The 12,584-nt window shown below is 38.0% G+C and carries 13 protein-coding genes; 2 read left to right on the forward strand and 11 right to left on the reverse strand.

Features of this window, described 5'->3' with window-relative positions; genetic code table 11:
* Positions 1-42 precede the first annotated feature (42 nt).
* From mtaB to ACUNWD_RS13470, 3 genes are all read right to left on the reverse strand, one after another.
* A complete protein-coding gene (gene mtaB, locus ACUNWD_RS13460) occupies positions 43-1,335 on the reverse strand; it encodes a tRNA (N(6)-L-threonylcarbamoyladenosine(37)-C(2))-methylthiotransferase MtaB (protein WP_445588341.1) in 1,293 nt (430 codons plus the stop codon).
* The gene (gene miaB, locus ACUNWD_RS13465; protein ID WP_445588342.1) at positions 1,335-2,687 is read right to left on the reverse strand and encodes a tRNA (N6-isopentenyl adenosine(37)-C2)-methylthiotransferase MiaB; all 1,353 of its coding nucleotides are present in this window, start codon (positions 2,685-2,687) and stop codon (positions 1,335-1,337) included. The genes mtaB and miaB overlap by 1 nt, the downstream gene beginning before the upstream one ends.
* Before the next feature lie 102 nt (positions 2,688-2,789).
* Positions 2,790-3,473, reverse strand: a complete 684-nt coding sequence (locus tag ACUNWD_RS13470; RefSeq protein WP_445588343.1) for a ferredoxin--NADP reductase — start codon at positions 3,471-3,473, stop codon at positions 2,790-2,792.
* A gap of 158 nt (positions 3,474-3,631) precedes the next feature.
* Here ACUNWD_RS13470 and ACUNWD_RS13475 point away from each other — a divergent pair, with 158 nt between their 5' ends.
* Entirely contained in the window at positions 3,632-4,135 is a 504-nt protein-coding gene (locus ACUNWD_RS13475; RefSeq protein ID WP_445588344.1) for a flavodoxin domain-containing protein, read from the forward strand.
* A 1-nt stretch (position 4,136) separates the two neighbouring features.
* Here ACUNWD_RS13475 and ACUNWD_RS13480 read toward each other — a convergent pair whose 3' ends face one another.
* Positions 4,137-4,850: a tRNA1(Val) (adenine(37)-N6)-methyltransferase gene (locus ACUNWD_RS13480; RefSeq protein WP_445588345.1), complete on the reverse strand. Its 714-nt coding sequence runs from the start codon at positions 4,848-4,850 to the stop codon at positions 4,137-4,139.
* A 176-nt stretch (positions 4,851-5,026) separates the two neighbouring features.
* Here ACUNWD_RS13480 and ACUNWD_RS13485 point away from each other — a divergent pair, with 176 nt between their 5' ends.
* Positions 5,027-5,251 carry a hypothetical protein gene (locus tag ACUNWD_RS13485; RefSeq protein WP_445588346.1) on the forward strand — a complete coding sequence of 75 codons (225 nt, stop codon included), beginning with the start codon at positions 5,027-5,029 and terminating at the stop codon, positions 5,249-5,251.
* Positions 5,252-5,261: 10 nt separating this feature from the next.
* On the opposite strand, the gene ACUNWD_RS13490 is transcribed toward ACUNWD_RS13485, so the two are convergent.
* The 7 genes from ACUNWD_RS13490 to ACUNWD_RS13520 all read right to left on the reverse strand — a co-directional run bounded on the left by ACUNWD_RS13490 (position 5,262) and on the right by ACUNWD_RS13520 (position 12,577).
* Positions 5,262-6,038 carry an NIPSNAP family protein gene (locus tag ACUNWD_RS13490; protein WP_445588347.1) on the reverse strand — a complete coding sequence of 259 codons (777 nt, stop codon included), beginning with the start codon at positions 6,036-6,038 and terminating at the stop codon, positions 5,262-5,264.
* 75 nt (positions 6,039-6,113) lie between these two features.
* Complete coding sequence (locus tag ACUNWD_RS13495) at positions 6,114-6,872, reverse strand: TIGR02757 family protein (protein ID WP_445588348.1); 759 nt, start codon at positions 6,870-6,872, stop codon at positions 6,114-6,116.
* Between the two features lie 5 nt (positions 6,873-6,877).
* The gene (locus tag ACUNWD_RS13500) at positions 6,878-7,531 is read right to left on the reverse strand and encodes an ABC transporter ATP-binding protein (protein ID WP_445588349.1); all 654 of its coding nucleotides are present in this window, start codon (positions 7,529-7,531) and stop codon (positions 6,878-6,880) included.
* A 37-nt stretch (positions 7,532-7,568) separates the two neighbouring features.
* Positions 7,569-8,606: a calcium/sodium antiporter gene (locus ACUNWD_RS13505; RefSeq protein WP_445588350.1), complete on the reverse strand. Its 1,038-nt coding sequence runs from the start codon at positions 8,604-8,606 to the stop codon at positions 7,569-7,571.
* A 6-nt stretch (positions 8,607-8,612) separates the two neighbouring features.
* A complete protein-coding gene (locus ACUNWD_RS13510) occupies positions 8,613-8,954 on the reverse strand; it encodes a Sec-independent protein translocase subunit TatA/TatB (RefSeq protein ID WP_445588351.1) in 342 nt (113 codons plus the stop codon).
* Between the two features lie 128 nt (positions 8,955-9,082).
* The gene (gene secDF / locus ACUNWD_RS13515; RefSeq protein ID WP_445588352.1) at positions 9,083-12,067 is read right to left on the reverse strand and encodes a protein translocase subunit SecDF; all 2,985 of its coding nucleotides are present in this window, start codon (positions 12,065-12,067) and stop codon (positions 9,083-9,085) included.
* A 102-nt stretch (positions 12,068-12,169) separates the two neighbouring features.
* Positions 12,170-12,577 carry a hypothetical protein gene (locus tag ACUNWD_RS13520; RefSeq protein ID WP_445588353.1) on the reverse strand — a complete coding sequence of 136 codons (408 nt, stop codon included), beginning with the start codon at positions 12,575-12,577 and terminating at the stop codon, positions 12,170-12,172.
* Positions 12,578-12,584: the final 7 nt, after the last annotated feature.

Here is a 12,584-nt window from a genome sequence, read left to right on the forward strand (position 1 = left end):
ATAGTCATATTCCACCAGTGAATCAATACGATTAACAAACATCTACGCTACAATTTCACCAAACAAACGAGCAGATTCTCCTTTGCCTTCCAATTTTATAGCTATTACATTTTGAAAGCTGTTCTTCTTTGACGACTCGTTGGCTTTAAATCGAATTGGAATATAATGTTCACCATATCCATAAGCAAAACCGCGCGAATCAATTTTCTCAATGAGAACACGTTGCTTTTTATTGATAAAAGACGAAAGATAATTGTGACGCGATTTCTCTGAAGCTTCTCTAATTTTTGCAGAACGAGCGGTTTTTATTTTTTCAGAAACTTGTTCATCCATCCGTTCAGCACGCGTTCCTGTCCGAACTGAATACTTGAAGGTATGCACGTGACTAAATCCAAAACCAGCAACAGCATCTAAGCTCTGCTGAAAATCAGCTTCATCTTCTCCCGGGAACCCAACTATTAAATCAGTAGAAAAATTGAAATCAGGCATCGCTGCTCTAAATCTCTCAACAACATGTTCAAATCGCATAATGTCGTACATTCGCCTCATTCGAAGAAGTACTTTGTCGGAACCACTTTGAAGGCACAAATGCAAATGCGGTGCTAATTTGGGATGTTGAAACAGATCGAAAAAACGATCGCCAAATCCATCCGGCTCCAACGACGAAATTCGAACACGGAAGTCGCCCGGCAAACCTAGAATTGCTTCCAAAACATCTTCAAAACGTTTACCCTCCCATTCGTACCTGCCAATGTTCACACCAGTTATAACCAATTCTTTAAAACCATTAGCCAGTGTATTCTTGGCATTTTCGACTATCTGTATAAGCGGGCGGCTAACTGCTCTGCCTCTCACCATCGGGATAATACAAAACGTGCAATAATTATCGCATCCATCCTGTATCTTGATGGCGCTACGTGTATGAAGACTTTTATCGACAGTATCGTATTCAAACACATTACCACCCAAATTAGAGGGATGTAAAATTTCACCCCTATAATGTGCGTCAATAAGAGACCGGATATTTGCTTTATTGGAGTTGTCAACGACGTACGTTATTTTCTCTTCAGACTCCAGTTGTTCTTTGTAATTATTGGCCATACAACCGGTAACAACCACAATTGATCCCAAATTTTTTCGGGCAGCCTGACTAATAATATTCCTTGATTTATGATCGCTTTGATTAGTAACCGTGCATGTGTTAACCACAACAACATCGGCACTTTCTTTAAAATCTACAACCTGATATCCAGACTTATCAAAATCAGAAACCAAAGCATCTGTTTCATATTGATTAAGCCTGCATCCCAATGTTTTAAACGCCACCTTCTTCATCAAGAAACCACTTTTTCTTTCACCTCGACCAATTCGCCACTCAAAGAAAAGTCGGCAGCTGAGGTTATTTTCACATCTACAATTTCACCCATCAACTCTGGAGCAACATGGTCTAACCTCACAGTCAATTTCCCTTCAGTCAGCCCGGTGCTATATCCGGTTTTACGATCAGTCCCATTCACTAAAAGCCGAAGAGTTTTTCCAATCATACCTTCGTTATACTGTCGTGTATGTGTTTTCATCACTTCCGAGAGACGATGAAAACGATCCTTCTTATCGTCCTGTGAAACTTCATCTTGCCAACGATAGCTTGCTGCTCCCGGACGCGGTGAATACATCGCAATGTATGCCATGTTAAATTTGAATTCATCCATCGCGGCAACTGTATTTTGGAATTCTTTTTCGCTCTCACCTGTAAAGCCAACAATGATATCAGTAAACAAAGTCGCTTGCGGAATTAAATCTCGAACATCTTTAACAATTTTCCGGTATTTCTCCATGGAATGGCGACGGTTCATTTTAATCAGAACCTTTTCATCGCCACTTTGCATCGGTAAATGAATTTGCTTGGCCAGACATTCATATTGAGAAATTACCTCAATTACATCTCGTCCCATATCTTGCGGGTGCGGCGAAGTGAAATAAACCCAGAATTCTTCTCCTGACAACCTTCCAAATTCTCCAATTTGTTTGAGTAATTCAACAAAACCAATTTCTTCACCATTCTTATCTAAACCGTACGAATTCACATTTTGACCAAGCAACGTGATGGATTTGTAGCCCTGATTAACGAGATGTTGAATTTCTTTCAAAATATCTTCTGAAGGTCTGGACACTTCACGTCCTCGCGTGTATGGCACGGCACAAAACGTACAGAATTTATCGCAGCCATTTTGGATTGGCACAAACGCTTCATAGGTTGACTGGTACTTTGGTTTGATGTGCCACATGTCAACAATATGCTCATTCTTTGGCATATTTGGAGTGAGTGCCTGTAATGAAGCTGCATTAACTACACCATAATTACGAATCATCTCCGGCAGCTCTCCCAGTTCGCTCATCGGGAAAACGATATCGAAAAGTTTCAAGAACTTCTCTTTATCAGCTGGTAGAATACATCCTGAAATGAATGTAATCAGGTTCTTCTTATTTTTCCACCTGTTCCAACGGGCAATTTTGTTATACACCTTATCAATAGGTTTTTGCCTAACCGAGCAGGCCAACATGCCTAAAAGATTTGCCTCTTCCTCATTCTCTGTCCGCTCATATCCCATTCTCTCCAACACGGCACTTACGCGCTCACTGTCAGAAATATTCATCTGGCAACCTAAGGTAATTAGATGGTACTTCATTTTTTGAGTTACAAGTTATGGGTAGCGAGTTACGGGTTCATAAACTAAACCCAGGTTCAACAGTCTCCAGGAACTCCGCACCCATTTGCGCTAAACTATTACTTAAAAATAAACTTCGCAGTGAATTTGATCTCTTTCAAATCCTTTTTCCTTAAGAATTTCCAATGCATCAAATATCATATTTGAATTTCCGCAAAGGTAAAATTGTGTGTTATCAACAAAATCCGAATCTTTCAAATAGCCAGTCAATCGCCCATGATATTCGCCTGTTTTATCTCCAGTTGTGCAAAGCACGTGACGATCTTTCTGGTATTCATGTTTGTCATAAGCCTCATTCCCATAGCGAACTCCGTGAATCACTTTATAGTCCAACTCAGGATATGTACGAACCATGCTTCGAAATGGAGCAATACCGGTTCCACTTGCAATAAATACAAATTTGTGGTCGGCTATTTTCTTTTCGTCAACTCTGAATTTTCCAAATGGCCCGTTAACTTCAACTAAGCTTCCAGGCTTCAGGCTGCTCAACTTTGGAGAAAAATACCCTTCCTTCACCTCTTTTACCAACACTTCTAAAAATTCATCATTTTCTCCGTTGTAAATTGAATATTCACGGCTTTGGTAATCACCATGAATTCCCAGAGAAATATGCTGTCCTGTACGGAATTTGAATCGCCCTTTAGGCAATCTTATTGAAAATGTTTCATCGGTCAATTTCCGAATCCCCTGAACTTTATAAAAGCGTTCGTCAATTGTAAACGCCTGTTGTTTCATTGTCATTGTCATATTCTCATGTTTTTGGCCTGCAAATATATGCATTTTTCTGCATATAAAGACATATGTATCTTTTTATGTCTTTTTTGGCCGATTATTATCCTTACTTAACCGATAATAAGATGCTTTGTTTTATTGAAATGCCATATTTTTGACAAAAATTACTTGCCATGAACACCATGATCATCTACATGTCAACCCACGGATGCACTGAAAATGTATCAAAAGAGTTGGCCTCACACCTGAATGGAGAGGTTGTTCTCCGCAATCTAAAAGAAGATAAAAATCCAGATTTCTCTATGTTTGACCGTGTCATTATTGGTGGCTCCATTCATGCGGGGCAAGTCCAGAGAAAATTAAAAGCTTTTTGTGAAAACAATTTGGAGTTGCTCGGCCGCAAGGAAATTGGTCTTTTCATTTGCTGCATGGAAGAAGGTGAAACTGCCTACAAGCAGCTTAATGAAGCATTTCCTGAAAAGTTACATCAATACTCGAAAGCAGAGGCAATTCTTGGTGGTGAATTCAACTTTGACAAAATGCGTTTTTTTGAGAAAGTAATTGTCAAAAAAATCGCGAAAGTTGAAGAGTCTGTTAGTAAAGTAAACCATGAGGCAATTGAGAAATTCGCAAAACGAATGGACAAAACATTTGCCCCTTTCTTGATGCTGGTCTAGATTATTTTAGGTTTAAATAAAAATCGCTGGTAATTCGTTTGTATTGTTCCGAGAAATCATTTGTTCCAACATCCCTTAAAAAGAAATGCTCAACAGTGAAATCTTGTACATTTCTCCCAAGCTCTACCAAAATTCGGTGGGGCTTTTTATTTGAATCCGGAGCAACGTAAGCAAACCTTAATATAAAAAGCCCGTTTTCAGAAATAAGATATTTTAATCGCTCTTCTCTTTCAGAATTCAATATCAAGCTAATCCGGCCCTTCTCAGATAATAAAGATTCCGATTTTAATAATAAATCCTGTAAGGTCAAACTATCAGCATGCCTTGCTCGTGAACGCTTTTCATCTTTTGACTTAAAAGAATTTTCAAAAAAAGGTGGGTTGGAAATTATGTGATCATATTGGCAAGCTGGCATATAATCCTGAAAAGATGAATTAGTCACCTTCAACCGATCGATCCAGTTTGAGTTTTCAAAATTCAATCCTGCTTCTGTCGCAGCATCCGAATCAATTTCTACTGCATCAATAAGTGCATCTGATTTTTGAGCGGCCATTAGAGCAATTAAGCCTGTGCCTGTGCCAACATCCAGTATTCTACTGCACCCTTCAAAATTCGCCCATGCTCCTAGCAAAACACCATCAATACCAACTTTCATTGCCGCATCCTCCTGTTTTACTGAGAATTGCTTGAAATCAAAATAACCTTTTCTCTTCATGAAGAAATACAACAGCTAAAATTGTTTGAAAATAATTTCACTTTGAATATTACCGTTCTATTAACAAACAGGAATTAATCGCAGATTTAACGTTGGTTTCCATCCTCACATACTGATTTTTTTACTTTTGCACACGCTAAAAATAAACGCAAGAAATTACAAATTAAAAGGACAGCATGAAGAAGCGGGATTACTATATTTTATTCTTACTCATACTATTAGTCACCTACGCCACTTATTATCGCAGCCAGGTTCGAACTAATAAAATTGAGCTATCAAATGGGAAAAAGGTTTTAAATACAATTCAGCAATCAGGAATTATAACGATCACCCCAGCATCAAATTACAACGATTCGATCTCAAGTATTCAAAAGAGAAAAATAGATAAACCCTCCACTTAATCGATCTTATTCAAATCTGAGAAAAATCCATGGGTAGTAAAAATTTCTTATTTACTACACTTACGGTATTCTCATATTCCTTTTTGGAGCTCATTTTTTTCCATTCAGGACTTGCTCCAAACCTGGACCATTTTTCTTTTCTTTCGTCCATATCCTTAAACCACAACATGTACATTAATGCAGGCATTTGTGGACCAGCTAATATTTCTCCAAAAAAGGTAGGATTTAGCCCAACTTTATCAAACAAGGCAATTTCTTCATTGTTAAACATCCGAATTTTACGTTGTCCAGCCTCTTCATTATTACTTTCATATGTTCGAAGTTCCAATAAACCCCGTTCTTTTTCAGGTTGTCTAAAAGTTGGAATTGCATCAAAAGCTTTCAATAAAGATGTCTCAAATCTTACATAAGCACCATGTTCCTCGGTAGATTTGAAAAAGTCTTTCGATTTATCAAGAAAAGAAATATGAGACCAAAGTCTGTTTTTTATTTGCAAATAACTAGCCATTGACGAAAAGACCAGCATATAATAGGCTTTGGGAGGCTCATCCATTCCGTATTCGTTAAATGCACCGACTTTAACTCCAAATTCATTTAAAGTTGGAATCAATACGTCTCGATAATATTCATCAAGTTTTCTTTTTTGTCCACCATTTTTGAAATGATAGACTCTCCACTCATAGATTTCCTTTTCTGGTTGAGCAGGATTTGCGCCACTTAGGGCATTTCCTGTAATCGCAGTTGTTGTTAAAAGAGCGGTACTTCTCAAGAAGTTTCTTCGTTTCATAGTGTGACTAAGTTAGGTTTTGAAGGTATGAAGTTACAAAATAGAAATTCAATAGTAAATATGAAACGAACAAGATTATTCAAAAACACCCATTCCAAATAATGCAAAGTCGTATTTCACAGGATCATTTCGATCGAATTTAACAAGTTGACGGGTCAATTCTACAACAGATTTCCAATCATTTTGGTTCCTGCTTAGCAGTCCAAGTGCTCTCGCATGTCTGCCGCTATGAACATCCAGTGGTATAAATAATTTAGACATGGGGATTCCATTCCATAATCCAAAATCTACACCACAATCGTCCTTCCTAACCATCCAGCGTAACAACATGTTCAGTCTTTTTGCGGACGATCCTTTGTCTATATTTGCCACATGTTTCCCTGTACGCGTTTGAAAAGGTAATTCAAAAAAGATTTCGCGAAAATAACGTAAGGACGATTCAACAGACTGATCGATCAAATACCCTTTGGTAAAAACAGCCTCCAAACCACCATGATTTTCATAGATATTTTTTATCGATTTTAAAAAGTAGATTGCATCATCTCCATTAAACGTCCGGTGTTTAAAAGGGAGGAAATGAGACCAATCTTTTTCACTTGTGTTCATGAGAAAATCATATGGTTGATTTTCCATCATTCCCATTAATCGAAAGGCATTTTTGATGATGGTGGGGCGTTGTCCCCAAGCAATACTTGCTGCAAAAAAAGCAGCTATTTCAATATTTTCCTTTTGTGAAAACTGTTTGGGAACCTGAATAGGATCCGTATCGATGTAGGACGGATTGTTATATAAACTTACTTTCCATTCAAGTAACGCTTTTAAATCAGAGATCATGGCAACTAGCTTTCTATTAACCCATCACGCATTTGAATAATTTCATCAGATTGACTGGCAAAATTTTCATCATGAGTAACGATTACAAAAGACTGTTTAAAGCGATCGCGCAACGAAAAGAACAAATCATGCAAATCTTGTCGATTTTGAGTATCAAGATTACCTGAGGGCTCATCGGCAAACACAACAGCGGGCTCATTAACCAACGCACGTGCAACTGCCACCCGCTGACGTTCACCACCAGACAACTCGTTCGGTTTATGCGTTAAACGGTCTCCCAATCCAAGAAACTTAAGAAGCTCCATGGCCCTTTTCTCGGCATCCTTTTTATTTGTTTTTGCAATAAATGCGGGGATACATACATTTTCGAGAGCCGTGAATTCCGGAAGCAAATAGTGAAACTGAAAAACAAATCCAATTTCTCTATTTCTAAATGCAGCCATCTTTTTCTCATTGAAAGAAAAAACAGACTGCTGATTAATAATAACCTCCCCAGAATCTGGCTTACTTAGCGATCCTAGAATCTGAAGTAAAGTTGTTTTACCTGCACCACTTGGACCAACAATGGAATACAGTTTTCCTTTAGGAACGTACAAATCGATCCCTTTTAATACCTGGAGATCGCCAAAAGATTTCGTAATATTTCGGGCTTGAATCAATACAATGGAATTTAATGATCAATACGACCAAAGATAATTAAAGAAGTACAATTTCACGAACTACATAGAAGATATATAATCCGACCAGGATGCTTCCTGTTATCCAGCCTACTTTCCATTTATTAATAAGCAGCAAGATAAAAAATGTGACAAGAGAAACAAATAAAATCACAGAAGATGCTACCAGATTTTGGCCTCCAGCCTGAATACTACGCCCGTAAACCACCATCGCAATCATAAATGGCAAACCGAGGCCTACTAAAATATCGAATATATTGGAACCTATAGCATTACTTACAGCCATATCGCCACGACCTTGTTTCGCTACAATCAATGATGAAATCAGGTCCGGCACAGAAGTTCCGACAGCAAGCACCGTCAGTGCAATTATCGATTCGGGAATATCCAGCAATATAGAAACATGTATTGCCGTTTCAACCAATCCCCAGCTCAAAGCTGCTATCAGCAGTATTGAAATAGAAAAAACCCAGTAATACTTCTCACGGGAAGGAAACAAAAAGCAGAGAGATTTATCCAGCCAAAAGGTAAGACCTTCCTCTGCACATTCTGCAGTCTCTTCCTCCTGGGTGTATTCCATATCTTTATAAGGAAGTATTTTCCGCCATTTTATTACCGCAACAACATATACGACATAAAGAATCAAGAAACCCGCAGCATTCCATAAACTAAAATCTCCATCAATAATGCCCCATAAAAGTAGTGCCACTGCAATAAAATAAAAGAGAATGTCCCGTAAAATTGGTTGCCAGGTAAGTTTTGTTTTCTTCACCAAGGCAACAGCTCCCCCGATAAACAACAAGTTAAACAAAGCACTACCAACAATACTACCGACACCAATTGCTTCATGATTTCCCGGCCTTAAAACAGCAAACAAGGCAACAAAGAGTTCTGGAGCACTTGACCCTACTGCCATTAATGTGGCACCAGCGGCATCTGATGATAATCTCAAATCACTGGAAATGCGATCCAGCGAGGCAATAAAAAACTTGTCAACGATACGCGCTAAAAGCGCAAAGCTGACCAACATTGCAAGTGAATATAAGAGGATTTGCATATCTAACTAGTAATTGTTTCCGTCATCTAATTTCAAATCGTCGGCAACATCCTTAGTTAGGTTAGTGGTTTTTTCTTTTACTTTCGTAGATACATTTTCAATATCTCTTGAAATCTCTTTGGTTTCGTCAGTAACAGTTGACTTCATATCAATGATATCTTTTTTGAAGTCACTCGTATTCTCCTCGATTTCGCGTTTTATTTCGTTAGTGGCTTTTTTAAACTCTCGCAATCCTTTACCCATCGTTTTGGCAATATCAGGAATCGCTTTCGAGCCAAAAAACAATAAAGCCAAAAGCATGACCAAAACGATCTCTCCCCCACTTATGAATAGAAAAAATTGGTTCATTGGTTTATTTTATGAAATTTCAACAAATATACAAACTAGATTAGTAGGTTGGTGATGATTCCATATAATAATTGATCCGATGACTATATTAAGTCACCGGATCAAAATATTGTTTATTTAATGCTCTTCTATTTTTTCTTTGCAACAACCTTTGCTACCCTTTTTTGAGTATCAAAAGCAATTGGAGTAGCTATAAATAATGATGAATACGTACCAACAACCACACCGATCAACAGGGCAAAAGTAAATCCTTGGATTGATGTTCCTCCAAACAGGAAGATAGCTAACAATACCACAAATGTTGAAAGCGATGTACTAAATGTACGACGCAATGTAGAGTTCAACGCTGAATCGACATTTTCTTCGCGACTACGTTTTGGATGTAATCCAAAGTATTCACGTATGCGGTCAAATACAACCACGGTATCATTGATAGAATAACCTACTACTGTTAGAATCGCAGCAATAAAGGCCTGGTCAATTTCCAGTGAGAATGGGAGTAAACCATGGAACAATGAGAATATACCTAAAACAATGGTTGTATCGTGGCCCAATGCTGCAACAGCACCTAAACCATACTGCCAGTTGCGGAAACGGATCAGGATATACAAGAAAATAATGATTAGCGAGAAGGTAATTGCAATCAAAGCATCCTTCTTAATATCATCCGAAATAGTTGGACCTACTTTCTGTGAACTTTGCCGATAATCAGCAATAAATTCATCCATACTAACATTATCCAAGAATCCACCCTGATTTAATCCTTGCAATAATAAAGCTTCAACTTCATTATCCACATCTTCACTCAACTCCTCGATCTTGTATTCTGTGGTAATCTTAACCTGGTTATTTCCACCATAAGTCTTCACTTCAGGAGCCTCGCCATAAACTGCTGCCAATGCCTCGCCAACTTCTGCTACTTTCACATTTTCTTCGAAACGAACCACATATGTGCGTCCACCTTTAAAGTCAATACCGTAGTTAAATCCACGAGTAAAAATTGAGAATAATGAAACGATAATAAGTGCACCAGAGATGATGTAAAAAACTTTGCGTTTTTCCATGAACTTGATACGTGTTGTTCTCAACCAAGCATCAGTAAATTTAGAAGTAAAAGTAATTTTAACATTATGCAACAATTGACGCTCAAACATTAAACGAGTCAAGAAAATTGCTGAAAACAACGAAGTGAAAATACCAATGATCAATGTAGTAGCGAAACCTTTAATCGGACCTGAACCAAATAAGTAAAGTACAACCCCGGTTAATAAGGTAGTCACCTGGCCATCGATAATCGCAGAATATGCATTTTTATACCCATCAGTAATCGCAAGTTTCAAACCTTTACCAGCTTTTACTTCTTCCTGAATACGTTCATAAATCAGTACGTTCGCATCAACCGACATCCCAATCGTTAACACGATACCAGCAATACCAGGAAGAGTAAGTACAGCACCAATGGATGCCAATACCCCAATTACAAAGAATAAGTTGGCAAGCAAAGCCATGTTGGCTGTTAAACCTGCTTTTTTGCTATAAAAGAAGAACATGTAGATAAGTACCAAAGAGAAGGCAATTAGGAACGACCACATACCACTGGTAATGGCTTCCTTACCTAACGAAGGTCCAACAATTTCTTCCTGAATAATATTTGCAGGAGCCGGCATTTTACCAGACTTCAAAATGTTTGCTAAATCTTTTGCTTCCTCAACACTTTCCAATCCGGTTATACTTGAACTTCCGCCAGAAATTTCATTCTGCACCGTTGGAAATGAACGTACATATCCATCCAATACGATAGCTATAGATTTACCAATATTCTCTTTTGTCAAACGAGCCCAAGCTTTTGCACCTTCTGCATTCATCGTCATCGACACTTCAGGACGACTACCAAATTGTTCGTAATCCTGACGAGCATCAACAATTACATCACCATCCAAAGGAGCTTGTCCATCACGGCTTGTAATTTTAATAGCTATTAATCTATAAAAATTCTCCGCTTCATCAACTGCTTTTGAAGTCCATTTAAAAGCAATATTTCTAGGAATAATAGACTTTACCTGAGGCATATTCAGATACTGACTAACAGTTGCAGTATCTTTAAAGTGAGCAGTACCTACAATTGGTCCGGGGAATAATTGTCCATCTGCAGTTGTACTTGGTGTTAACACTGCAAACAATGGATATTGTTTACGGAAATCAGCCATGTTATCCACAGCAGAAGAGTCAGCTTCCTCATTTTGCAATTCATCCAACAACGAACCTTCTTCTGGTGTTTCTTCAACGTCGGTAGCTACTTCTTCAGTTGCAGCATCTGCTTTTTCAGATTCCAACTCCAGAGCCTCAGCAAGCTTTTGGTTTACCTGCATCAAATAAGGGTAGACTTCGCTATTTTCGTAAGTCTCCCAAAATTCAAGTTTTGCAGTTCCCTGCAATAATTTACGAACACGTTCTGGATTATCAACTCCTGGAAGTTCAACCAAAATACGACCTCGGGTTTGTAGAGGCTGGACATTAGGTTGTGCTACACCAAAACGGTCAATACGCGTTCGGATAATATTAAATGAGTTATCAATAGCAGCATCCGTTTCTTCACGAATAACAGCCAAAACTTCTGCATTTGTCGAGTTATATTTTACTTTATCCTTAAGCTCAAGAGTATTGAAAATTGCAGCCATTCTGGCATTTGGATCAACCTCTTCAAAAGCACGCCCGAATAATGTTACAAAATCATCCTGACTATCACGCTGTAATTGCACAGCACGCTTCAATGCTGCATTAAAAGTAGTATCGGTACTATAATTCGCCAACGATTTAACAAGATCAATAACCGATACTTCAAGGGTTACGTTCATACCACCCTTCAAGTCCAGACCCAGGTTCATTTCCAAAGCTTTAACATCTTTGTATGAATACTGCTTCAATCCAAAAAGATTGTAAACCGTTTCTCCAGAAACTGAATCCAAATAGGCAATCTCTTTCATTCTATCGCCTTGCGCATATTCTGCTGCCTGACGTTCTACCTTTTTGGCCACATAAGTAAAGGTCAACTGGTAGACACAAACTAAAGCCAATAAAATGGCAAAAGTTCTAATTAGTCCTTTGTTTTGCATTTGTTATAAATTTTGATTTATGTTTTATTTTCTTGTATTCAATGATAAAAATCTGCCCTGTGATATACGCAGGTATTCCCTATAGATTAAATCAAGGGTGTATTAACAGAAAGGTGGGTAATCGTCCGGACTGGAATAATGTATTTCCGTAAATTTTATAAAATGAGCCATTAAATGGAATGGCGTAAAATCCTTTAGTGAATCTTCTTTTAGCGAATGAAAGATGCGGTGATTATGAAACATCGCCAGAAACTTATCTTGATTCGCAGAATATAAAATGCGCGTCAATAACTTATCTCCATGATCTAACAATTTGAAGCTACTTGCCGGATTAAAAAAGAAAACCTGTGTTGCATCTAAATTGTGACTGGAATGATTTTCTTGCGCTGAATTCTGTTGATCTGGAAGTTGATCGTGACATAAATCAAAAGTCATCGCACCGGCAAATAATAGAAATACTATTACCAGACGGAAGATAATTGCCTTTGATATGTTCTTATTCTTTTTCAAACCTTTT

Source organism: Sunxiuqinia sp. A32, from assembly GCF_052690465.1.